Origin of the sequence: Fusobacterium sp. (assembly GCF_030528405.1) — a bacterium.
Classification (GTDB): Bacteria; Fusobacteriota; Fusobacteriia; order Fusobacteriales; family Fusobacteriaceae; genus Fusobacterium.
Genome location: NZ_JAUMYY010000002.1, coordinates 40888 through 64332, shown reverse-complemented (window position 1 = coordinate 64332; position 23445 = coordinate 40888). Strand labels below are relative to the sequence as shown.

At 27.3% G+C, this 23445-nt stretch carries 26 protein-coding genes and 8 tRNA genes; 16 read left to right on the top strand and 18 right to left on the bottom strand.

Annotation, left to right across the window (positions count from 1 at the left end):
* The 3 genes from Q4A58_RS00740 to Q4A58_RS00730 all read left to right on the top strand — a co-directional run.
* Window positions 1-840 (top strand): AAA family ATPase (locus tag Q4A58_RS00740; protein WP_303115525.1); only part of this gene is annotated, 840 nt, incomplete at its 5' end.
* 357 nt (window positions 841-1197) lie between these two features.
* A complete protein-coding gene (locus tag Q4A58_RS00735; RefSeq protein ID WP_303115523.1) occupies window positions 1198-1473 on the top strand; it encodes a metal-sensing transcriptional repressor in 276 nt (91 codons plus the stop codon).
* 129 nt (window positions 1474-1602) lie between these two features.
* Window positions 1603-2148: a toxin-antitoxin system YwqK family antitoxin gene (locus Q4A58_RS00730; RefSeq protein ID WP_303115521.1), complete on the top strand. Its 546-nt coding sequence runs from the start codon at window positions 1603-1605 to the stop codon at window positions 2146-2148.
* Window positions 2149-2187: 39 nt separating this feature from the next.
* On the opposite strand, the gene Q4A58_RS00725 is transcribed toward Q4A58_RS00730, so the two are convergent.
* Both Q4A58_RS00725 and Q4A58_RS00720 read right to left on the bottom strand, forming a co-directional pair.
* Window positions 2188-2589, bottom strand: a complete 402-nt coding sequence (locus Q4A58_RS00725; protein ID WP_303115519.1) for a thioesterase family protein — start codon at window positions 2587-2589, stop codon at window positions 2188-2190.
* 143 nt (window positions 2590-2732) lie between these two features.
* The gene (locus Q4A58_RS00720) at window positions 2733-2912 is read right to left on the bottom strand and encodes a hypothetical protein (RefSeq protein WP_303115517.1); all 180 of its coding nucleotides are present in this window, start codon (window positions 2910-2912) and stop codon (window positions 2733-2735) included.
* Window positions 2913-3072: 160 nt separating this feature from the next.
* Here Q4A58_RS00720 and eis point away from each other — a divergent pair, with 160 nt between their 5' ends.
* The 9 genes from eis to Q4A58_RS00675 all read left to right on the top strand — a co-directional run bounded on the left by eis (window position 3073) and on the right by Q4A58_RS00675 (window position 4989).
* Complete coding sequence (gene eis / locus Q4A58_RS00715; protein WP_303115515.1) at window positions 3073-4245, top strand: enhanced intracellular survival protein Eis; 1173 nt, start codon at window positions 3073-3075, stop codon at window positions 4243-4245.
* A gap of 48 nt (window positions 4246-4293) precedes the next feature.
* Window positions 4294-4369: transfer RNA gene (locus Q4A58_RS00710), tRNA-Gly, on the top strand.
* An 11-nt stretch (window positions 4370-4380) separates the two neighbouring features.
* A tRNA-Lys gene (locus Q4A58_RS00705) sits at window positions 4381-4456 on the top strand.
* A 9-nt stretch (window positions 4457-4465) separates the two neighbouring features.
* Window positions 4466-4540: transfer RNA gene (locus Q4A58_RS00700), tRNA-Glu, on the top strand.
* 6 nt (window positions 4541-4546) lie between these two features.
* Window positions 4547-4622, top strand: a tRNA-Val gene (locus Q4A58_RS00695).
* A gap of 11 nt (window positions 4623-4633) precedes the next feature.
* Window positions 4634-4710, top strand: a tRNA-Asp gene (locus Q4A58_RS00690).
* Window positions 4711-4714: 4 nt separating this feature from the next.
* Window positions 4715-4790 (top strand) — tRNA-Thr (locus Q4A58_RS00685).
* An 18-nt stretch (window positions 4791-4808) separates the two neighbouring features.
* Window positions 4809-4892: transfer RNA gene (locus Q4A58_RS00680), tRNA-Leu, on the top strand.
* Window positions 4893-4913: 21 nt separating this feature from the next.
* Window positions 4914-4989: transfer RNA gene (locus tag Q4A58_RS00675), tRNA-Gly, on the top strand.
* An 87-nt stretch (window positions 4990-5076) separates the two neighbouring features.
* Here Q4A58_RS00675 and Q4A58_RS00670 read toward each other — a convergent pair.
* The 5 genes from Q4A58_RS00670 to Q4A58_RS00650 form a co-directional block, all read right to left on the bottom strand.
* The gene (locus Q4A58_RS00670) at window positions 5077-5472 is read right to left on the bottom strand and encodes a hypothetical protein (protein WP_303115512.1); all 396 of its coding nucleotides are present in this window, start codon (window positions 5470-5472) and stop codon (window positions 5077-5079) included.
* A 74-nt stretch (window positions 5473-5546) separates the two neighbouring features.
* Complete coding sequence (locus Q4A58_RS00665) at window positions 5547-6131, bottom strand: XTP/dITP diphosphatase (protein WP_303115510.1); 585 nt, start codon at window positions 6129-6131, stop codon at window positions 5547-5549.
* 1 nt (window position 6132) lies between these two features.
* Window positions 6133-6852 (bottom strand): ribonuclease PH, encoded by a 720-nt coding sequence (gene rph / locus Q4A58_RS00660; protein WP_303115508.1) that lies wholly within the window; start codon window positions 6850-6852, stop codon window positions 6133-6135.
* A gap of 169 nt (window positions 6853-7021) precedes the next feature.
* Window positions 7022-7633, bottom strand: coding sequence for a hypothetical protein (locus tag Q4A58_RS00655; RefSeq protein WP_303115506.1), 612 nt, complete (start codon window positions 7631-7633; stop codon window positions 7022-7024).
* 13 nt (window positions 7634-7646) lie between these two features.
* Window positions 7647-8432: a hypothetical protein gene (locus tag Q4A58_RS00650; RefSeq protein ID WP_303115504.1), complete on the bottom strand. Its 786-nt coding sequence runs from the start codon at window positions 8430-8432 to the stop codon at window positions 7647-7649.
* 414 nt (window positions 8433-8846) lie between these two features.
* Here Q4A58_RS00650 and nagA point away from each other — a divergent pair, with 414 nt between their 5' ends.
* From nagA to Q4A58_RS00635, 3 genes are all read left to right on the top strand, one after another.
* Window positions 8847-9995, top strand: a complete 1149-nt coding sequence (nagA, locus tag Q4A58_RS00645) for an N-acetylglucosamine-6-phosphate deacetylase (protein ID WP_303115502.1) — start codon at window positions 8847-8849, stop codon at window positions 9993-9995.
* A gap of 143 nt (window positions 9996-10138) precedes the next feature.
* Window positions 10139-11872: an ABC transporter ATP-binding protein gene (locus tag Q4A58_RS00640; protein WP_303115500.1), complete on the top strand. Its 1734-nt coding sequence runs from the start codon at window positions 10139-10141 to the stop codon at window positions 11870-11872.
* Entirely contained in the window at window positions 11865-13742 is a 1878-nt protein-coding gene (locus tag Q4A58_RS00635) for an ABC transporter ATP-binding protein (protein WP_303115497.1), read from the top strand. The genes Q4A58_RS00640 and Q4A58_RS00635 overlap by 8 nt, the downstream gene beginning before the upstream one ends.
* A 29-nt stretch (window positions 13743-13771) precedes the next feature.
* Here Q4A58_RS00635 and Q4A58_RS00630 read toward each other — a convergent pair whose 3' ends face one another.
* From Q4A58_RS00630 to Q4A58_RS00595, 8 genes are all read right to left on the bottom strand, one after another.
* Entirely contained in the window at window positions 13772-14287 is a 516-nt protein-coding gene (locus tag Q4A58_RS00630; RefSeq protein WP_303115496.1) for a nitroreductase family protein, read from the bottom strand.
* 22 nt (window positions 14288-14309) lie between these two features.
* A complete protein-coding gene (locus Q4A58_RS00625) occupies window positions 14310-15101 on the bottom strand; it encodes an HAD-IIA family hydrolase (RefSeq protein ID WP_303115494.1) in 792 nt (263 codons plus the stop codon).
* Between the two features lie 85 nt (window positions 15102-15186).
* Window positions 15187-16473 carry a TRAP transporter large permease gene (locus tag Q4A58_RS00620; RefSeq protein ID WP_303115492.1) on the bottom strand — a complete coding sequence of 429 codons (1287 nt, stop codon included), beginning with the start codon at window positions 16471-16473 and terminating at the stop codon, window positions 15187-15189.
* A gap of 12 nt (window positions 16474-16485) precedes the next feature.
* Entirely contained in the window at window positions 16486-16956 is a 471-nt protein-coding gene (locus tag Q4A58_RS00615; RefSeq protein WP_303115490.1) for a TRAP transporter small permease, read from the bottom strand.
* A gap of 102 nt (window positions 16957-17058) precedes the next feature.
* Window positions 17059-18099 carry a C4-dicarboxylate TRAP transporter substrate-binding protein gene (locus Q4A58_RS00610; protein WP_303115488.1) on the bottom strand — a complete coding sequence of 347 codons (1041 nt, stop codon included), beginning with the start codon at window positions 18097-18099 and terminating at the stop codon, window positions 17059-17061.
* A 244-nt stretch (window positions 18100-18343) separates the two neighbouring features.
* Window positions 18344-18628, bottom strand: coding sequence for a hypothetical protein (locus Q4A58_RS00605; RefSeq protein ID WP_303115486.1), 285 nt, complete (start codon window positions 18626-18628; stop codon window positions 18344-18346).
* A 129-nt stretch (window positions 18629-18757) separates the two neighbouring features.
* On the bottom strand, window positions 18758-18955 hold the full coding sequence (locus Q4A58_RS00600) for a hypothetical protein (RefSeq protein ID WP_303115484.1): 198 nt from the start codon (window positions 18953-18955) through the stop codon (window positions 18758-18760).
* Window positions 18956-18980: 25 nt separating this feature from the next.
* Window positions 18981-19817 carry an N-acetylmuramoyl-L-alanine amidase gene (locus Q4A58_RS00595; RefSeq protein WP_303115482.1) on the bottom strand — a complete coding sequence of 279 codons (837 nt, stop codon included), beginning with the start codon at window positions 19815-19817 and terminating at the stop codon, window positions 18981-18983.
* Window positions 19818-20026: 209 nt separating this feature from the next.
* Here Q4A58_RS00595 and Q4A58_RS00590 point away from each other — a divergent pair, with 209 nt between their 5' ends.
* Window positions 20027-20461: a DNA starvation/stationary phase protection protein gene (locus Q4A58_RS00590; RefSeq protein WP_303115479.1), complete on the top strand. Its 435-nt coding sequence runs from the start codon at window positions 20027-20029 to the stop codon at window positions 20459-20461.
* A 68-nt stretch (window positions 20462-20529) separates the two neighbouring features.
* On the opposite strand, the gene Q4A58_RS00585 is transcribed toward Q4A58_RS00590, so the two are convergent.
* The 3 genes from Q4A58_RS00585 to Q4A58_RS00575 form a co-directional block, all read right to left on the bottom strand.
* A complete protein-coding gene (locus Q4A58_RS00585; protein WP_303115477.1) occupies window positions 20530-21102 on the bottom strand; it encodes a cob(I)yrinic acid a,c-diamide adenosyltransferase in 573 nt (190 codons plus the stop codon).
* 18 nt (window positions 21103-21120) lie between these two features.
* Window positions 21121-21558, bottom strand: coding sequence for a single-stranded DNA-binding protein (locus tag Q4A58_RS00580; RefSeq protein ID WP_303115474.1), 438 nt, complete (start codon window positions 21556-21558; stop codon window positions 21121-21123).
* 129 nt (window positions 21559-21687) lie between these two features.
* Window positions 21688-23445, bottom strand: coding sequence for an ABC transporter ATP-binding protein (locus Q4A58_RS00575; RefSeq protein ID WP_303115472.1), 1758 nt, complete (start codon window positions 23443-23445; stop codon window positions 21688-21690).

The following is a 23445-nucleotide window of genomic DNA, read 5'->3' as shown; positions in this document are numbered from 1 at the left end:
AAAAAATTAGAAGTTGAAACAAAAAATGAAAAAAAATTAGTAGAAGATATTAATAGAAAGATAAAACACTATACCTCATTTGAACTAGTCCATAAAGAAGATATTGAAGGTAAAGGTTTCTATAATGTGAAATGTTTAAGAACTAATGAAGATAGAGAAATAGATCAAATTTCAACTGGTGAAAAAAATATAATTGCATTCCTTTATTTTATTGAAAAATTAAATGAGATTAATGAAGTAGAAACAAGAAATAAACTTATTGTTTTTGATGACCCTATGAACTCTAATGATGACACTATGCAATACTTGATAATTGAAGAATTACAAAATTTGATGGGAAAATTTTTAAAAAATAAAAAAAATGATAAAGTTATTCTAATGACACATAATGTACATTTTTATATAAATGTTAAATATGATTTTGATAAAGATAAAGATTATGAAAAAAATAAAAATTTTATTAGGCTTGTATCTGATACTAAAAAAACTAAAATTAATTATATAAAAAGTAAAAAAGAAGATTTTAAAACAAGTTATGAAAGTCTATGGTGTGAGATCAGTATTTTATTTAGCTTATCTTCTTGTAATCCTGCAATACTACTAAATCCAATAAGAAGAATAATAGAGACATATATAAACTTTAATGGACTTGAACAAAAAAAATTTTTATCAAAAGTTGAAGGAGCAAAAAAATTTTTTAATGTTAATTCACATGGAATAGATGATTTAGAAGCTGATTTAAATGGAAAATCTAAAGAAAATATTATCCAAATGTTTAAAGAATGTTTTGAAAAAAATAATTCAATAGAACATTTTAAAACATTTTGGGGAGAAAAATAAAGCCAAAAGAATAGTTTTCTATTTCTTTAGATGAGATTGAAAGGGAAATTAATAATATAGTTGCTAGTTTACAAAGTCAGGTATAACTAGAGATTAATTAGATGAGAATTTAAAACAAAATGGGAAATTAATTTTTCTAATAATTATGTATTCCTTATTATCCAATTATAGAAAACTTATCAATAGAGTATAAAACTTCCTATTTATTAAGTACTTTCCATTTTTCCTTTGAACAAACTTTAATACTTTTAAAAAATTAAGTATTAAAAGGAACCATAAAAATTAACTATTTATAAAATGATAAAATATGATAGAATAGAAAAAATAAAAATCTAACAAAATTTCAGGAGGAAATATATGAAACAATGTATAGATCAAGCAAAAGTAAATGCAAGGCTAAAAAAAATAGAAGGTCAAATAAAAGCTATATCTGGGATGATAGATAAAGATATCCCTTGCGAAGATATTTTAGTTCAGATAAATGCAATCAAGAGTGCAGTTCATAAAGTAGGACAATTAATTTTAGAAGGTCATCTAAATCACTGTGTCAGAGAAGCTATAGATCATGGAGATGCAGACGAAGCTATAAAAAAGTTTGAAAAAGCTGTAGATTATTTTGCCAAAATGAAATAAAATAGGAAAAAAGAAAAAAATTAATTTCATTTTTATAAAAACACTTTATTTATTTCTAAATTTAGAGTATACTGTTGTTAAGAAGTTTTTACTTTTAATTAACAAGCTAAATTCAAGGGGGTTTTTATCATGAATAACCAATACAACAAAGATGGAAAAAAAGAAGGTTTATGGGTAAAAATTTACGATAATGGTGTTATCCAAGAAGAAAGGAATTATGTAAACGGAGTTAGGCAAGGAGAGTATAAATCTTATTACATGAATGGAAAAGTGGAGATAATCAAACACTATAAAGATGGAAATCTTCACGGAACTTATGAAACTTATTATATGGATGGAACTTTAAATTCAAGTCACACTTTAGTGGATGGAAGAATGATTGGCACTTACAAAGAATTTTATCCAAATGGAAGCTTAAAAAGACTTGCAGAATATATTGATAGCAATACTACATCACAAAATATTAAATATTTCCCTAACGGTGAGAAAAAAGTAGAAGTAAACCTTGTTAATGGTTATATGTCTGGACCTTATAAAGAATACCACTCAAATGGTCAACTGTATAAAGAATGTACATATGGAGAGAGAGGAAAATTAGAAGGTTTATATAAAGAATATAATGCTGAAGGAAAATTATTAAAAGAAGCTACTTATAAAAATGGAATAGAAGTATAAAATATTAAAATATAAAAAAATCCGACTAAGTCGGATTTTTTAATAGTAAAAATTTTCCTTTAATATCTTCAAAAAAGATTCTGGAATTTTTTTCACCTTCTGTAAAGAGTAATCATAACAGCTCATAGTTGTATACCCAGTAATAGCAACTTTATCCTCACAAATAATTCTGTAATTAAAAATTAATTTCAAAGCATTTATTTCTATACTTTCTATGAAAATTTCTATACTTTGCCCTAAAAATAATTGCTTTCTATACTCAACATAAGAATTTAGTTGTATTAATCCTATATTATTATCTCCTAAATTAAGTTGGGATAGGTTAAATTGCTTTAAAAATTCTGTTCTTGCGTATTGAAAAAAAAGTAAAGCTCTTTCATTACCAACGTGATTACCCATATTAATATCTTCTTTTTGTATTTCATAAGTAAATTTAAACATAAAAGTTTCTCCTCAAGATTTTGAATTAATAAATTAATTATATAATATATTATAAATAGAATTTGTCAATTAAATAAAATTTAAAAAAGCTATCACATTTTACTGTTAATAGCCCTTTTAAAATTTTTATTATGATTTACAATCTACTTCTTTAATTCAAGTGTCTTTCCACAACAAGTAAATTCACAACACTCATGTTCATGCGTATGTGTTTCACAGTTATCTCCTGTAGAACAATTACAAGTATTTTTTACTTCTATTTCAAATCCGCAAGATTGGCATTTATATACTTCACCTTTTTTCATATTTTCACAACTTACCATAATATTCCTCCTTCTATATTTTATTATACCATACCCCCGTATGTATATTTATATTATCATGATTTCTAAAATATGTCAAATTATTTTTTACAAAAATACTCGACAATAAAAATCCATAAGTATGCTATACTATAAAAAATAATCTTGGAGGATAGATATAATGAGAATGAGATATGCTAAGAAAAATGAAAAAGAAATTGCAATAAAAAATTGGAAAAATAACTTCAAAGACAGTGAAGAACAAATTGAATTTTATTTCAATAATATTTTTGACTATAAAAACTATCTAGTTCTTGAAAAAGATAATAAGATAGTCTCATCTCTACATGAAAATCCTTATATACTTAAATTTAATAATAAAGAAATAAAGACTAAGTACATAGTTGGAGTAGCAACTCCTCCAGAAGAACAGGGAAAGGGTTATATGAGGCATTTAATAATAGAGATGTTAAAAAAATCTAAAAAAGATAATTTCCCTCTTGTTTTTCTAAGTGCAATAAACCCAGCTATATATAGGAAATATGGTTTTGAATACTTCTCAAAAATTGAAACCTTTGAATTTGAAATAGATGAGTTAAAAGATTTAGAATTTGAGAAAGAAATTGACATTTTTGAAGTTAATTTTGAAAACAAAAATAAATTTTTAGAAGATTTAATTTATATTTACAATAAAAATATGAAAATTAAACTTTCATATTTAGTAAGAGATAAATCTTATTTTAATAAGTTGTTATTAGAATGTTTTAATGAAGAAATGAAAATTTTTATTTCATATAAAAATAAATATCCTCAATCATATATAATTTTTGGAAAATATGACAATCAAATTGAAGTTAGAGAAATTTTTTCTTTAGATTTTAAATCCTATAAAAATATAATGAAAATTCTCTACTCCTATAGAGATTACTATAACAAAGTAAAACTTAATTCTGAAGCCAATTCCAACATAGAGTACATTTTTAAAAATCAATTAAAAATAAAAAAATCTGAAAGTCCTTTTATGATGATGAGAATACTTAAACCTTTAGATATTTTAAACTTTACAAATATAAAAATAAAAAAATTGAAGATTTTAATAGTTGATGAGATTATAAAAAATAATACGGGATTATATTCGTTCAATGGTAAAGAATGGGAACACTTAACAATAAGTGAGAACTATGATTTCAAAATAAATATAGCCGACTTGGTGCAGTTATTAACAGGCTTTTTTAATTTTGATGAAATGCTATTCATGAGAAAAATTGAGTTAAAAAAGGATACAAAAATTGAAAATAAAAAACTTAGAGAGGTATTCAAAAATAAGCAAAATTATTTATATGAATTTCAGTAAAAAATATTTGACAAAGCTCTATACTTATGATAACATAACTAATGCGACGCGGGAATAGCTCAGTTGGTAGAGCGTCAGCCTTCCAAGCTGAATGTCGCGAGTTCGACCCTCGTTTCCCGCTCCATTAAAAATTATGCGTCATTAGCTCAGTTGGTAGAGCATCTGACTCTTAATCAGGTGGTCACAGGTTCGAATCCTGTATGACGCACCATTAGTTTCTGCCCCGTTCGTTCAGTGGTTAGGACATCAGATTTTCACTCTGGAAACAGGGGTTCGATTCCCCTACGGGGTACCATCATTTGGTCGCATAGCTCAGCTGGGAGAGCACCTGCCTTACAAGCAGGGGGTCATAGGTTCAAGTCCTATTGCGACCACCATAAAAAATTCTGGGGGTGTAGCTCAGTTGGTTAGAGCGCCTGCCTGTCACGCAGGAGGTCGCGAGTTCGAGCCTCGTCACTCCCGCCATTAAGCCGCTTTAGCTCATCTGGTAGAGCAACTGACTTGTAATCAGTAGGTGATTGGTTCGACTCCGATAAGCGGCACCATTTTATATAATTTATTCTGCGGGGATGGCGGAATTGGCAGACGCGCTAGACTTAGGATCTAGTGTCCCAGACGTGAGAGTTCAAGTCTCTCTCTCCGCACCATTTTAATTAATATAATATTATGCGGGAATAACTCAGTTGGTAGAGTGTAACCTTGCCAAGGTTAATGTCGCGAGTTCGAGCCTCGTTTCCCGCTCCATAAAATATTAGTTCCAGATGTTATTCTGGAATTTTTTATACAAAAAAAATCCTTTCATTTTTTGTGAAAGGATTTTTTTATTTTTTATTATTTTGCTAATCTATATGGTCCTAAATTTAATCCATATTGTAAAGCTGCTCTAATTTTACCTTTTCTTACAGTTGCACCAGCTGTTTCAATTTCTTTTTCATTATACAATGTAGGTAATACATCTTGAATTTTTTTTCCTGTTATTTCTTCAAGAGTTTTTAAATAACCTTTATTTTTAGCCACAAATTCATCTTCTTTTAACCAGTCATGACCTTTATAATTCAAAACTCTGAAAGTTGCTTTAGTTATAACATCATCTTTTAGATCAAATTGAATTTCAACTTCAGTTTCTTGTCTTGAAATATAAAGACCTCTATATGTACCATCAGTATATTGTCCTGCTAGAGCTGCAACAGAACTTAAAAGAAATAAACCAAATAAAAATTTTTTCATTTTTATCAACCTCCCTAAGTTTTATGTATATTTATTTTACATAAAATTTATTCATAAGTCAATAATTTTAAAAATCAAAATAATATATTTTCTAAATTTTCTTTTAGTTTTTCTAAAGCTTTAGCTCTATGACTTATTTTATTTTTTATTTCAGGCATTTCTGCGAGAGTTTTATTATATTTTTCAATATAAAAATGTGGATCATAGCCAAATCCCGTCTCTCCTTTTGCTTCGTCTATTACCTTTCCATGAATTTCACCCGAAAATGAATAAATTTCTCCATTTGGCTTTGCTAAGCTTATAACTGAAATAAATTTAGCTTTTCTATTCTCTATTCCTTGAAGATTTTTGATTAACTTTTTATTATTTTCCTTATCTGTTCCCTCTTCACTGTATCTTGCAGAGTATACTCCTGGTTCTCCATTTAAACTTTCTACACATAAACCAGAATCATCAGCTATAGTTATGATATTTAAAAACTTGGCGATTTCTAATGCTTTTTTTTGAGAATTTTCTTCAAAAGTTTTTCCATCTTCAATTACATCTGGAATATCAAAACCATCTTTTATTGACAAAATTTCTATTCCTCTTATATCTGAAAAAATATCCTTTATTTCATCTATTTTATGTTTATTTCCTGTAGCTAAAAATATTTTCATTCTACTCTCCCAATATCTTATCCTGTAAAGCAATTATTCTTTTAATACTATTTTCTGCTAAATCCAATAGAGCATTAAGCTCCTTCCTTGTATAAGTACTCTCCTCTCCAGTACCTTGAACTTCTATAAATTCTCCATTTTTATTCATTATTATATTCATATCAACTTCAGCCTCAAAATCTTCACTATATTTTAAGTCAGATAATAATTCTCCATTTACTTTTCCAACACTTATAGCAGCAACATTTGAAATTATTGGATTTTCTAATATAAATCCTTCTTGAATTAATCTCTTAACAGCAAGTGCCAAAGCTACAAATCCTCCTGTTATAGATGTAGTCCTTGTTCCTCCATCTGCTTGAAGTACATCACAATCTATTGTTATTAATCTTTCTCCTAGTTTTTCTAAATCTATTGAGGATCTCAAAGCTCTTCCTATAAGTCTTTGAATTTCTACAGTTCTTCCTGTAAGTTTCCCCTTACTTGCCTCTCTTTGATTTCTTTCATTCGTAGCTCTTGGTAACATAGAGTACTCAGCTGTTACCCATCCCTTTCCTGTTCCTCTTATAAATTGTGGAACCTTATCTGAAACTGAGGCCGTACAAATTATTTTTGTATTACCTGCTTCTATTAATACTGAACCTTCAGCATATATATTTATATCTTTTATTATTTTAATTTCCCTTTCCTGCTCTAGTTTTCTTCCATCTTCTCTTAACAATTTTCTTACTTCCTTTCTAATCTTTATTATTTTATTATACTTTTTTTAAACTTCTTTTGCAAATTCTAAATTTGTAGTGTTAGTTTTAACTCTAATAAAAAAACTACACTTTATTCAGTAAATTAGAATTTAAAGTGTAGTTTAAAATATAAATTTAAAATTATAAATATTATTTTTTGTTCCAAGTTGCTTTTTTTCTCTCTTCTTCTCTTTTTAAATTTTTAATTTTTTTCAGTGCCCAAATTATAGCCACAAAATATATCAAAATTATAAAGCTCAATATCAACCAATATTCTATTAAATATTCTCTAGCCCACTTAACTCTCAATATATCTTTAAATACACCTAAAAAAATAATAGAAAATTTTTCATCAACTGCTTCTCTTTGAAGATTTTTTGTTAAATTTAATACTTCTGATAAATATATTGATAAGTATGAAAAAAATACTGATAAGAAAGAACCAAACACTGTTACCTTAACATTATCATGAATATTAAATCTACTCTTTTTTTCTTTATTTATTTTTCTATCATCACTCCATATATTCTGATTATTTTTATGAATTTTTTTATTTTTCAATACTCTACCTATATAGTTTCCAAGTGCAGCTCCGTAAACTATTAAACTTAATATAAATAATGGAACATAAAGCAGAGTTTTATTATCTTGAGCTACTATATAAGCTAAAAATGTTACAATTAAAAAGGCTAAGAATGCTCCTAAGAAGGTAAATACTTTATATTCATCTTTTTCTAATGTAAAAAATCTCCTTGTTTCCAAACTTTAACTCCTTTTATTTTTTCCCTAATGTATCAATTATTGCTTCTAATAAATTTAGTCTATGAATTAAGGCTTTATCACCTATAGATAAAATATTGTTGGAATTTATATCTTGAATTATTATATTTCCTAAAGATACAAATATTTTATATTTATCCCAGTCATATTTTTCACCATCAAAATTTATGCCTTCCTTTGTTACTTTTATTTTAAGAGCTTGTTCCAGTTTCTTTTCCATATATTTTCTTTTTCCAAATGCCACTATCTTCTTTCTAGGATCATTAAATAAAAATTCTAATGTTTCTCCAGCTTCTATTTTATTCATAGCCTCTTGATAATTTGCACTTAAAAAATCTTGTTGAAACAAATCAAAAGCTGATTTAGAATAACCTGTAGCTGCTATATTTTCCCAGTCATCTTCATTATTTTTAAATTTAATTGCTAAAAAAGTATTTACTTTATTATAAGCAGGTACATAGAAGTAATCCAATTTTTTGTAAAAAATCTTTTTCCCATTTTTTCCTAAAGTAAAACCATCTTCATAGTAATATATTTTAGGATATAATTTTATTAATAAATATGGCAAGACAAAAGCTATGGTCGCTAAAATTAAAACAGATACTATTGCCCCAATTAAATATCTTATTCCAACTGATGCATATCCTCTTTCAAAATTCCTTATAAAAAAAAGTACTGCCTTAAGTAGAAAAAAGGTAAACAAAGTAGCACAAGCTATAATTAATATTTTTAAACTCGTTTTTATTCCTTCAATTTTTTTAATTTTACTATAATCACTCATTCTCTCAACTCCTATTTACTTCTAAATTTTATAATTTTTATAATATATTATACCATATTACAATAAGTTCTTAAGTATATTTTTAATTCTGAATTATATATATATTATATTAATTAAATATTATAAAAGTAAAATATTTTTAAAAATACACTAATATTTAAGCTTTTATTAAATTTGAAATAGAAATATTTTTGTATATAATGGTTAATTCTATTTTAAAAAATTTTTAATATATGAAAAATATAAATTTAATATTTTTAATATATTAAATAAGCAAATATTATAGAGATTTAGCTTTTTAAGAGCCTAATCTTTGAGTTAATACAGCAAAGAAAGTCAGGCGATGAAGCCTACTTTTTTATTTGATTTATTTTAAATAATAGTATAAAATAAAAAATAAGGAGGATTTTTAATATGAAAAAAATATTATTAAAAAACGCTAAAATTGTTTTGTCTAATAAAATTATTGAAGGCGATATTTTACTGAATAATTCAAAGATAGAAAAAATATCTGAAAAAATAATTAATCAAGATTACGAAGAAATAAATTTAAATGGAAAATATCTAGGACCTGCCTTTGTTGATGTTCATATACATGGAGCAAATGGTTCAGATACAATGGATTCGACTGAGAAAGCTCTTAGAAATATATCTTTATATCTTGCAAAAGAAGGAACTGCAAACTTCTTAGCCACAACTCTTACAAGTTCAAAGGAAGATTTAAAAAAAGTTTTAAAAGTTGTTGGAAATTTACAAGATAAAGATATAGAAGGAGCAAATATTTTTGGAGTTCATATGGAAGGTCCTTATTTTTCTGTAGAATATAAAGGGGCTCAAAATGAAAAATATATGAAATCTGCTGAAATTAAAGAAATTGAAGAATATCTCTCAATAAAAGAAGGACTTATAAAAATATTTTCCATTTCTCCACATAATGTAGAAAATATAAATGCCATTAAATATCTTGTTTCAAAAGGTATTATAGCTTCTGTGGCTCATAGTACTGCTACATATGAAGATGTGGAAAAAGCCGTTGAAAATGGTCTTAGCCATGCAACTCACACTTTTAATGCAATGAAGGGATTTACTCATAGAGAGCCAGGGGTTGTTGGAGCCATATTTAATTTTGATGAAATTATGGCTGAGGTAATTTTTGATAAATTTCATGTTCACCCTGAAGCTGTAAGAACTTTAATAAAAATTAAGGGAGTAGATAAAATTGTCTGTATAACTGATTCTATGTCTGCAACAGGTTTAAAAGAAGGTTGTTACAAGCTTGGAGAATTTGATGTAAACGTAAAAGATGGTCAAGCAAGGCTTGCTAGTAATAATGCTTTAGCAGGTAGTGTTCTAACTATGGATAAAGCTTTTAGAAATCTAATTGACTTAGGTTACAGTATAGTTGATACTTTTAAAATGTGTTCTACCAATGCAGCTAAAGAATTTAAATTAAATTCGGGATCTATTAAAGAAAATTATGATGCTGATTTAGTTATAATGGATGAAAATTATAATGTCAACATGACCTTTGTAAAAGGAAAAATTAAATATAAATTACATTAAAATTTTCATTTTATAAAATTAAATAGCATTGAATTATTAAATAATTTTTTATATAATAATAAGGAAAAATTATTATTTAACTTTTTATTTAAGTACATAAAACAGATGATTTTTCATCTGTTTTTTAAATTAAGGGGTTCAACATGCTAAGAAAATTATTGAAATATGTAGGAGAATATAAAAAAAATTCCATATTAGCACCAATATTCATTTCTATGGAGGTTTTAATTGAAATAACAATACCTTTTTTTATGGCTAATATTATTGATAAAGGGCTTAATAAAAATGATATGAACTATATTTTTTTTATAGGAGGCTTTACTTTTATTTTAACTCTTTTATCCATGTCATTTGGTTTAATTGCTGGAAAACATTCTGCTAGAGCTGCTTCAGGCTTTGCTAAAAATATCAGAAAAGCTCTATTTTATAAAATTCAAACTTTATCTTTTTCAAATATAGATAAATTTTCTACTGCTAGTCTTATAACAAGATTTACTACCGATATTTCAAGTATTCAAAATTCATATCATATGCTTATAAGAGTTTTTATCAGGGCTCCTTTTATGATAGTTTTCGCAACTTTAATGGCTATTTATATAAGTGCAAGACTATCTTTAATTTATATTGCTGCAATTCTATTTATGTCTTCTATGTTAGCATTTATAATTTTATTTGTTTATCCTATCTTTTCAGCTGCTGTAAAAAAATATGACAATATAAACAGTACCCTCCAAGAAAATATTGCTGGAATAAGAGTTGTGAAATCCTATGTCAAAGAAGAATATGAGATTGAAAAATTTAAAGAAGCAACTGAAAATTTAAAAAGCAATATGCTTAAAGGTTTTAAAATAGTAATCTTTATTTCCCCACTTATGCAAAGTACCATGTATATTTGCACATTGTTCCTTTCTTGGTTAGGAGCAAAAATGATAATTTCTGAAACTTTGACAACTGGGCAACTTATGAGTCTATTCGTATATACTTCTAATATTTTAATAAATCTGCTTATGCTCGCAATGATATTGGTGTCAATCAGCCTATCAAGAGTTTCAGCTGAAAGAATAATTGAAGTTTTGGATGAAGAAGGTAGTATAAAAAATCCTGACAATCCTTGTTATAATATAGAAAATGCTAATATTGAATTTAAAAATGTCAATTTCAGTTACACAGCTAGACCTGAGTTTTTAAATTTAAAAAATATTAATATAAGAATCTCCCAAGGAGAAGTTATAGGTATAATAGGTGGTATAGGAAGTTCTAAATCTGCCTTTGTACAACTAATTCCAAGGCTCTATGATGTTATGAGTGGAGAAATATTAATAGGAAATAAAAATATTAAAGACTATGATTTAAAAACATTAAGAGAAAGTATTTCCATAGTTTTACAAAAAAATATCCTGTTTTCAGGTACTATCAAAGAAAATTTACTTTGGGGTAATAAAGATGCCAGTGATATAGAAATAATTAATGCAGCTAAAATTGCCCAAATCCATGATTTTATAGAAAATTTACCTAATAAATATGACTCTTATATCGATCAAGGTGGTGTTAATCTTTCTGGTGGACAAAAGCAAAGACTTTGTATAGCTCGAGCTCTTCTTAAAAAACCTAAAATCTTAATTCTTGATGATGCTACAAACGCACTTGACAGTAAAACTGATGAAGCACTTAGAGAAGCTTTAAAAAAATACTTAATCAATACTACAAAAATTATTATTTCTCAAAGAATTTCATCTATAAAATTTTCCGACAGAATTATAGTCTTAGATGAAGGAGAAATTGTTGGGCTTGGGAACCATGAAGAACTTCTAAAAAACAATTTTATCTATAAGGAGATATATGAATCTCAAATTGATGGAGGTTCTGAAAATGAATAATAAAAAGAAAAGAAAAGAAAATCAAATAAAAGCAATCCTAACTTTGCTGCTATATATCTTCAAAAATAATAAATTGCTTAGTTCTATAGTCATAATTTTCTTGAGTCTTGCTACTCTATGTATGGTTCGTGGTACTATGCTTATAAAAAAACTGATTGATAGCTATATTATTCCAAATATAGGAAAACAAAATATAAGTATAGATATCTTTATAAAAATACTGTCTTCTATGGCTATAATTTACTGTTTAGAAATTATATTTACCTATTGTTATAAAAAAGCAATGATATATATTGCACAGGGAACTTTAAAAAAATTAAGAGACGATGTTTTTATACATATGGAAGCTCTTCCTATAAAATATTTTGATACTAATGCTCATGGAGATATTATAAGCATTTATTCCAGTGATATAGATAGCCTTAAAAATATGATAAATGAAAGCCTAATTCAAGTTCTAGCTGCTATTTTTACTATAATTACTGTAATAAGTTCAATGTTTACCCTAAATATAGCACTTACTATATTCGCTCTTACTATGATAACAATTATAATTTTTTTAACTAATTCAATATCAAAAAAAAGTTCTACTAATTTTAAAGCACAGCAGGCTAATATAGGGAAATTAAATGGTTATATTGAAGAAATAATTGAAGGTCTAAAAGTTGTTAAAGTTTTTTCATATGAAGAGAAAACACTTGAAAAATTTGATAATTTAAATGAAAATTTATTTATAAGTTCTAATAATGCAAGCAGGTTTTCAAATATATTACTTCCAGTTATTGGTAATTTAAATAATATTAATTTTCTGTTAATAGCTACAATAGGTTCTTTCTTAGCCCTTTCGAATAGTACTTTTACAATAGGAGCTCTGGTATCTTTTTTACAATTTACTCGAATATTAAGACAACCTGTCTTTCAAATAGCCCAACAGATAAATCTTCTTATTTTAGCAGCCGCGGGTTCATCGAGAGTTTTTAAACTTCTCCAACAAGAAAAAGAATCTGACTGTGGTCATGTAAAACTTGTAAATATCGAGTCTGATAAGCTAGGTAATATAAAAGAAGTTGAAAGACATACAGGAAGATGGGCTTGGAAGGAAATTGATAAAAATAATGGCTATAAGTATAAAGAACTATTAGGAGATATAGTTTTTGAAAATGTTAGTTTTTCTTATGATGGTGTAAAAAATGTCTTACATAATATAAACTTATATGCGAAACCAGGTCAAAAAATTGCCTTTGTTGGTGAAACTGGAGCAGGAAAAACAACTATTACAAATCTTATAAACAGATTTTATGAAATACAATATGGAATAATAAAATATGATGGCATAGATATAAAAAGAATTGTTAAATCTGACTTAAGAAAATCTCTAGCTCTAGTTTTACAAGACACTCATCTTTTTTCTGGAACTATAGCCGATAATATACGATATGGAAAACTTGATGCCAGTGATGAAGAAATTGAAAAAGCAGCCAAACTTGCAAATGCTCATCAATTCATTAAATATTTGCCTGATGGTTATAATACTTATTTAAGCCGTAGTGGAGCAAAACTTTCTCAAGGACAAAGACAATTACTTGCTATTGCGAGAGCTGCTATTGCCGATCCTCCTGTTTTAATTCTTGATGAAGCAACTTCAAGTATTGATACAAGGACTGAGAAAATTGTTCAAGATGGAATGGATAAATTAATGCAAGGAAGAACAGTCTTTGTTATAGCTCATAGACTTTCTACAATAAAAAATTCAGATGTTATTATGGTATTAGATAAAGGAAAAATTATAGAAAGAGGAAATCATTCAGAACTCATGAATAAAAAAGGTTCTTATTATCAGCTTTTTATTAGTGGCTTTGAGAATAGCTAAAAAATACAGCGATTGTAGTCGCTGTATTTTTATAAATATCTAACTAATTCTTCATTTGATTTTCTTATATTATGTAGTTTAGAAGGTCTATCATCTTCTCTATGATATCCTAAACTTAAAACTGCTACAACTTTTTCTGTTTCTGCAATCGATAAATTTTTTTTCACAAGTTCTGGATTAAGACGTCCTATCCAACAAGCACCTAGTCCTAAGTTTTCAGCCATAAGCATCATATGAGTCATTACAATTGCAACATCTATCTCTCCACTTTCTTTATTATCATCTAAGTCATTTCTCCAAGTTTCATTTTTATCATAAGTACAAACTAAATAACAAGGAGCTTTATAATTATAAGCAAAATCTTTCATTAAGTTTTCTTTCGCCTCTTCTGAGCTCACAACATATATCTTTTGTGGTTGATTATTATGAGAAGTTGGTGCAAGTCGCCCTGCTTCTAAAATTTTTAATAGATCTTCTTCTTTTATTTTTTCAGTTGAATATCTTCTGCAAGTATATCTTTCCTCCATAAGTTTTAAAAGTGACATAAACCCTCCTTTAATTTTTAAATTACAATTCTTTTGCTAATTCTTTTACAGATTTAAAAATATAATTAGGTTTATAAATTGTTTCTCTTAACATTGCCTCATTAGTTTCGCCACTCATAACTAAAATTGATGTAAGTCCGTTATCTAAACCTGTTCTTATATCAGTATATAATCTATCTCCTACCATTGCCAGTTCTTCTTTATTTAATCTATATTTGCTTGTAATAGCATTTATTATATGTGAACTAGGTTTACCTATAACTGTTGGAATCTTACCAGTTGAAGCTTTTATTAGCTCTATCATAGAGCCTGCATCTGGCATAAACTTTCCTCCCTCTAAGGGACAATTAAAATCAGGATGAGTTGCTATATAATTAACCCCTTCAGCTATATATTCACAAGCTATCCACAATTTTTCATAAGTTAAAGTTGTATCAAAACCCAAAACAACAAAGTCTATCTCTTTACCTCTCTCCTTTACAAGAGTAAAACCAGCTCTTTCAAATTCAGCCTCTAAGTCTTTTGTTCCCAGCAAGAAAATCTTAGCTCCTTTTTTCAATCCATTTAAATAAATTGTCGTAGCTTCTCCAGAAGTAAAAACATCCTCTCTATTAGCTTCTATACCTAATACATTTAATTTTTCAACATACTTATCTTTATTTTTTGATGAGTTATTTGTTAAAAATAAGTATTTAATATTCTTTTTTTTCAAAGTATCTAAAAATTCTCTAGCACCTTCTATCAATTCATTTCCTAAATAAATAGTTCCATCCATATCCAATAAAAAACATTTTATATCTTTTATGTTCCTCATTTTTCCTCCTAAAATTATATATTTTTATAATAAAAAAGGGCTGTTATATTTTGAAAATTATTAAAACAGCCCCTTTCTTCTAATTCTATTTTAAAAGATTTGGTATAAACAATGCAATTGGTTCTGAGAATGTCACTAAGAATAACACTATTAAAAGTGATATTATAAACGGCCATACTTCTTTAATAAAGCCTTCTAAACGAACTCCTACTATTGAACACACTGTAAACATCATTGAACCAAACGGCGGTGTCAATCCACCTATCATTATATTAACTATAAATATAACCCCAAAGTGCAGAGGATCTACTCCCAAAGCTTTTACAGCTGGTACTAGTAACGGAGCTAATATTACAAGAGCTGCTCCTCCCTCTATAAACATTCCTACAAATAATAAAAGGAAATTTATTATAGTTAATAAAACAAATTTATTAGCTGTAAAATTCATTAAACCTTGAGTAATTATCTGTGGTATTCTCTCTAATGTCATATAATAACCAAACACCTTTGCACTAGCTATTATAATCATAACTGCACCTGTACTCTTAACTGTATCAACTAATATTATAGGTATATGATGAAGTTTTAGCTTTCTATATATAAAAAATCCTACTATAAAACAGAATAAAACTGCTATTCCTCCAGCTTCTGTTGGTGTATAAACTCCCTTTCTCATTCCCATTATGATACCAAAAGGTATAGCTAAAGCCCATATAGATCTAAGACATTGTCTAGCTATAGCTGCAGGACTTGCCATTTTATCTCTACTTGGTGCATAACCTCTTTTAACTGAAACAATATAAACTACTATCATCATAGCTACTGTCATTAAAATTCCAGGGGTATATCCTGCTAAAAACATATCTCCTACAGGAACATTTGCTATTAAAGCATAAAGAATTAAATTTGTTCCTGGCGGTATAACTGGACTAACAGCCGATGAGGAAGCTGTAACAGCTGCTGAAAACTCTTTAGAAAATCCTTTTTTTATCATTTCAGGAACTAAAAGTTTAGATTGCATAGCTGCATCAGCATTAGCAGAACCTGAAATACCTCCCATTAAAGCTGAAAGTAAACAGTTTACTTGTGCAAGTCCACCTTTCATATGTCCTGCTAGAACTTCAGCAACATTCATCAGTTCTTCACTTATACCTGAATAATTCATTACAGAACCTACCATTATAAAGAAAGGAACTGCAAGATATGGGAAAGACTCAACTGCTGTAACAAACTGTTGAATGACCAAATTCATAGGCATTCCTGTATTAATAAATATAAAGTAAAAAAGTGATGCTCCTATTAGAGCAAAAGCTATAGGAATATTTAGAAAAAATAATCCAAATAGCAAAAATATTGGGTATAAAGATTGCATCGTGTCCTCCTCCTAATTCTTTTTATTTAAAAATCCTTTTTTAAAACTTGCAGCTGCATACATCACAGAATATAAAGTCATCAAAGCAAAACTTAGAACTATTGATGAATTAATATATCCATAAGAAAACTCCAAAGCTGCTGTTATTTTAGAAGAAGATGAAACATATGTAAAACTAAATACCATCATTATGGCACTTAAAATACTTAATAAAATAAATGTGAAAAACTCTACTACATTTCTTATTTTTTCAGGTAGTAAAACAACTATTGCTTCAACACCAATAAGTGATTTTTCTTTATATGCTGCCGCTGTTCCTAAAAAAATTGTCCACACAAAACAACCAACAGCTATTTCTTCTGTCCAAAAATAAGTAAATTTTAAGAAATACCTAGTAAATACATTCATTATAACTACGATTGTAGTTATACTTAAAAATATACTTCCTATGTATAACTCAAATTTCTTAAAAAAATTCTTCATTTTCTCTCCCTCTGTAAATTTATAAAATAGGGGACTGAATAAATCCCCTATTCCATAAAAATATAATTGTATTATTTCTTTTACTAATTAAGTTTAGATTTATTATTTTCCATTTTTAATATCTTCTCTAATTTGAGTAAGATTTTCAATTATTTTATCGTAAACTCCTGGTGTCCATTTTGGAAATTGAGTAAATACAACTGCTGCTGCTTTACTGAAAGCTTCTGCATCTACATCGTTAAATTGAACTCCAAGTTTTACCAATTCTTCTTCATATTGTTTTTCAAGTTTTTCTGTTTCAGCTAAGTTATCAGCTGTTCCCTTGTCAAATTCTTCTTGAATTATCACTCTTTGCTCTTCAGTCAAACTTTCCCATAATTTTCTAGAAATTGATACTGCAGAAACCCCTAATAAATGTCTAGTTCTAGCTACGTTTTTAACATTTTCATATTGTTTAGTTCCGTAATAAGACATTACTGAACCTTCTAAACCATCTATAACTTTTTGTTGTAATGCTGCATAAGTATCAGGATAAGGCATAGCAACAGGACTTGCTCCCATAGCTTCCATTGTAAAAGTATAAAGTTGACTAGTTGGAACTCTTACTTTTAAACCTTTCATATCTTCTGGAGTAACTATAACTTTATTTGTAGTCATATTTCTAAAACCAAAAACCCAGTCAAGAGATAAAATCTTGATTCCTTTTTCATATGCTTGTGCATTTAAATCTTGAACTAATGGCGTTTTCATCATTCTAAAATATTCTTCAAATGATTGATATAAAAATGGTCCTGTAACAGCATTGTAATCTGGAATATGATCACCTAAGAAATTAAGTCCATCTACTAATATCCAGTCTGCTCCATTCATAACTTGTTCCATACCATCTTTTCCATACGGTAAAGTTCCACTTGTGAATAATTGAAGCTCCAAACTTCCATTAGATCTAGTATTAATTGCTTCAACAACTTTCACTAATGACTTAGCTGTTTGCTCATCATCAACAAACTTAGTACTAACTTTTATAACCTTTTTTTCAACTGGTGCACTTGTATTTGCTGCAGTTTCTTTTTTTTCTCCACCACAAGCCACTAATATAAAAGTGAATAGTGATAGTAAAACTAAAGATAAAAACTTTTTCATAAGAAATCCTCCCTAAAAATAGTGATTTTCAAAATCAGTCATATGTGTTCTGATTTTTGTCGAATATATTGTTTTTATATACAAACTAATAATAACACAGAAAAAAAAAGCTGTCAACAAGATACAGGCTTTTTTTTAGAATAAATTTAGAACTTTTACCTATTTTTTTTGGTTATTTTTTTACCTTTTATCTAATATTTATTTAATCAATATTTTTTTATTTTTTATTTAGCTTTTATTTTCATCAAAAAAATAAAATATTACACTCAACTTCATACCAAGGACCTTCCTCATCTTCGCCATATAATATATCAAAACTGAGTTGACAATCTTCTAAATTCAATATATAGGAATTATTTTCTTCATCTCTTGCAAAAGTCATTTTCTTATATTTTGTATTCTCTATTTTTTTTCTTATATCCTCTCTTTCAGTTAAGAGCTCTATTAAATCTGTTTCTAAATCAAAGCCCAATTTTATAAAATTTTCATTTATTGTTTTTATTTTTTTCAGTAATTTTTCATCTAACATAAATTCACCCAATTCATTTATTTTTTTTTAATAATTTTATTAATGCCAAAATAAACTTTATTTTTTTAATTTCAAAAGGCAATTTTTTAATTGCTTTTTGCATAGAAATTTCAATTTCTTCATCATTCATCATACCCACCAATCCTCAATCTTGACTTCTTTTTTCTTCTTTAAAATTTTATAGTCTATAATATTTTTTAACTTTAACTTTAAGCCATCATAAAATCTAAGAAAAAGAGCCAAAACATACAAGGGAAATAAATATACTTTTGATACTTTAATAAGAAGATTATCATTTTTAGTAAATCTGTTTTTCTTTAAACTCATATTTTTTCACCTTAAATTTTCAAATTTATTTCTTATGTAAATATTTTTTATTTAATGCCTTCAAAATAGCATAAGTTTCCAGATCCATTTCAGCACTTAAATTTTTTGGATTAAAGTGAAGCTGAAAAGCATAGATAACATCTCTGCTTTGCTTGTCCCATTCATCTGTATCATTTATTTCATAACCATAATCCTTCAGTTCTTGTTTTAATTCTTTTATACTTTTTTTAGAAAATTCTTCTTGATTCATAAAAAGAAGTTTATCTTCTTCCTCATACCAAGCCCCTATTTGATATTCATCATAAAGTCTCTTCCACGGAAATTTTGCTCCTGGATCTTTTTTTCTTGAAGGGGCTATGTCAGAATGTGCCAAAATATTTCTTGCAGGTATTTTATATTTGAGTGATAAATCTTTTATCAGCTGAGCAACTTTTTCTATTTGCATTTCTTCATAGTCAACATAGTGTTCGTACAGATTATAAGTTTCATAATTTCTATATTTTTCGTAAATACCTTCATTTACAATTTCTATTCCTATTGAAGTATCATTTATATTAGTCCTTCCTCTAAAAGCACTAACCCCAGCGTGCCATGCTCTTTCATTTTCTGGAACTAAATTATATATTTTTTCATCTTTTCCTGAAGGAATTAAGAAATGAGAACTTACTCGTTCAGAAGTTAACTCTCTTATTGAAGCTTCATTTGAACCTGCTGTGTAATGAATAACTATAAATTGTATTCTTTCATTCTTACCTTTTGCCACATATTTTTTATTATCAATTTGATAAATTTTTTTACCAGCTGTACAGCCTGTAATTAACAATACAAATATAAAAAATAATAAATAAAATTTTTTCTTCATTTTAACACCTCTCTTTAGTATATAATTATAACATATTCATTTGTTAAAAAAAATTTTTTTCTCTAGTATAAAAACTATTTAAATTTATTTAATATTAGCAATATCTCATATTACAGATTTGTAATAGTTACAAAAAAATATTGACATATTTTATATACTATGTTAGAATATGAACAATGAAAGAAATTAAATCAATCTAGGAGGAAAAAATGAATAATTTAAAGAATTTAAATGTATATTTATCAAACTTAGCAGTTTTAATAACTAAAACTCACAATTTACACTGGAATGTTGTAGGATTACAATTCACTACTATACACAATTACACTGAAGAGTTATATGATTATTATTTTGAAAAATATGATGAAGTTGCTGAAATAATTAAGATGAAGGGGCATTATCCTTTAGCGAAATTATCTGATTACCTTGCTAATGCAACTGTTAAGGAATTAGATTCTAAAGATTTATGTACAAAAGAAGTTATGGAACTTATCAAAGTAGATATGGAATTATTATTGGCAGATGCTAAAAAAATAAGAGAAATTGCAAATGAAGAGGACGATTTTGCTGTAGCTAATGAAATGGAAGATCATATTGCACACTTCACTAAACAACTTTGGTTTATTAATTCTATAATGAAATAAGTTTTACAACCATCCTTATAAAATATATTAAGAAACGATACATTACATTGAAAAAAAGAAAAGCAAGTTTAAAAACTTGCTTTTTTGTTTTCAACCTCTTCGAAATATCTAGCTAAAACAAACATTAAATCAGATAGTCTATTCATATATTTTTGAATAAACGGCTCCAAGAGCTCCTCTCTAGCTAAACTTACTATCTTTCTCTCAGCCCTTCTAACAACAGTTCTCGCAACATGAAAATGTGCAGAAACTTCTTCATCACCAGGTAAAATAAATTGAAAAAGAGCTCCTAATTTCTGATTATATTCATCTATAAAGTCCTCTAAATTTTTAACATCTGCTTCTGATATTTGATCTTTTAACATATCTTTTCCAGTATCATCACTTGCTAAATATCCACCTAAAACGAGTAATTTATTTTGTATTTCTTTTAACCTTTCCTTTATTTCTTTATTTTTAGTGTAATATCTAGCTAATCCTATAAAAGCTGAAACTTCATCTATACAGCCATACGAATCAACTTTTAAACTATCTTTTTTAGCTTTACTTCCTCCTAATAGATCAGTTTCTCCTTTATCTCCTCTTTTAGTGTATACTTTACCTATGCTCACATATTTTTTGTTTTCCTTTTTATCTTCCATTAACAAAACACCTCCATATTAAAATGGAAACTCATCATCAAAGTTAGAATCTGAGCTTTCATCAAACATAGGTTCTGGCTCATTTGTATTCTTGTCAGTAGCTTTAGTGTAACTACTGTATGAACCTGTATCTGCAGAAGCTGCCTTACTCTCTCCAAATTCTACAGAATCAACTACCACAACATAAGTTGTAATTTTTTTCCCCTCAGCTTCATATTGGCTCATTTGTAATTTACCATTTAGTAAAATTTTTCTTCCTTTTCTAAAATATTCTCCTATAAACTCAGCTGTTTTACCAAAAGCAACACAATTTATAAAATCAGCTGTCTGTGTAGTTTTATCAGATTGAAAACCTCTATCTACAGCAATTGAAAATCTTGAATAAGCCTTCCCACTCTGTCCAAACTTCAATTCTGGATCTCTTGTAAGTCTTCCATTTAAAACAACTAAATTCATAAAAACCTCCTAAAAAATTTTAAATTAAAATTACCATTTTTATTATATTAAAATATAAATACAGATATAAGTCAAGATAAATTTAAGCTTTATCTTTGACTTCCAAAGCTATAACAATTACTTTTTATATTATTTTGCAACCAAACTTTCATTATATTGGATATCATAGAGATTTTTATAAATCCCATTAAGCTCTAAAAGCTCTGAATGCTTACCTATTTCTTTTATCTCTCCATTTTCCATAACAACTATTTTATCAGCTCTTATTATTGTAGATAGCCTATGAGCTATGACAAATGTTGTTCTATTCTTCATAAGTTCATCTAAGGCTTCTTGAACTAACATCTCTGATTCACTATCAAGAGCTGATGTCGCCTCATCTAATATCATAATTTCTGGATTTTTTATTAGTGCTCTGGCTATTGCAATTCTTTGTTTTTGTCCACCTGACAATAAAGCACCTCTTTCTCCAACTTGAGTATCTAATTTATCTGGAAATTCCATTATAAAATCATAAGCATTGGCCATTTTTAATGCAGAGATAACTTCATCTTCAGAAACATTTCTACCAAATCTTATATTTTCTCTTATCGTTCCACTAAACAAAAAAGTTTCTTGAGGTACAACAGCAAATTTTTCTCTATATTCAGTCAACGGAATATTTTTTATATCTACATGATTAACACTAATTGAACCTTCATCTACATTAAAAAACCTTGCTAATAAGTTTACTAGAGTTGTTTTTCCACTTCCACTTTTTCCAACAAACGCTATTATCTCCCCAGCTTTCACCTCTAAGTTTACATCTTTCAAGACATAGCCATCTGAATCTCTATATCTATAAAAAACATTCTTAAAATCTATTGTTTTTATACTCTCTTTAAATTCTACTTTTTCACCAAAATATTCTTTTTCTATCTCTTCATCAAAAATTTCAACAACTCTATCTGCAGAAGGTAAAGCATCTTGGAGATCGTTATTTTTATTAATTAATCTTTTTAATGGCTGATGCATAAGTCCCAATGCAGTAACAAAAGAAATTAAATCTCCAGAACTAATAGATTTTTCATATAAAATTTTATACCCTCCATAAAGAACAACTAAAAGTACCATAAATGTTGTAATAATCTCATTAATTGGAGATACTTTTGCCTTTATTTTTGTAGTCTTATATGAATTTTTAAATTCTTCTTCACTAAAATCTTCATATTTTTTAGTTACAAAATCTATATTATTAAATGCTTTTATTACAAAAACTCCAGATAAAGTTTCCTGAGTAAATGCCGTAACTCTTCCAGCTGTATCCTGTCTCTCTCTCCCAGATTTTCTTATTTTCTTTGTATATTTTTTAACTATTTTTAAAATAAACGGCATTAAAACCAGAGAAATTAAAGCAAGAATATAATCTACTTGAAATAATCTTATTGTTAGGGCCAAAACTGTTAAAAATTCTTTAAACATTTCAAAAATTATAAAACCCATACGTCCTAAATTGGAAGTATCATTTGTAAGTTTTGATAAAATATCACCAAGTTTATTTTTTCTAAAATATTCTATTGGTAACTTTTGTAAATGAGAAAAAATATCTATTTTTATCTCTCTTTTTATAGTTTCTGTGACATAGTTGGAAGCTATATTTGAATAATATGCTGCTACAACTTTTATTATAGTCGATACAAAAACTGCTATGAGTATTAAATAAAATTCATTTTTTCTCCGTCTTACTAGAACATCATCTATTAAATATTTACTAAGCCATGCTGGCAATGCACTCATTGCTGAAGCAATAGTAGAAAGTATAATTACAGCTACCATATACCACTTATATCTATAACTATACTCTAAAAAAATATTTAATGATTTGTTTTTAAATTTTAAAATTTTCAT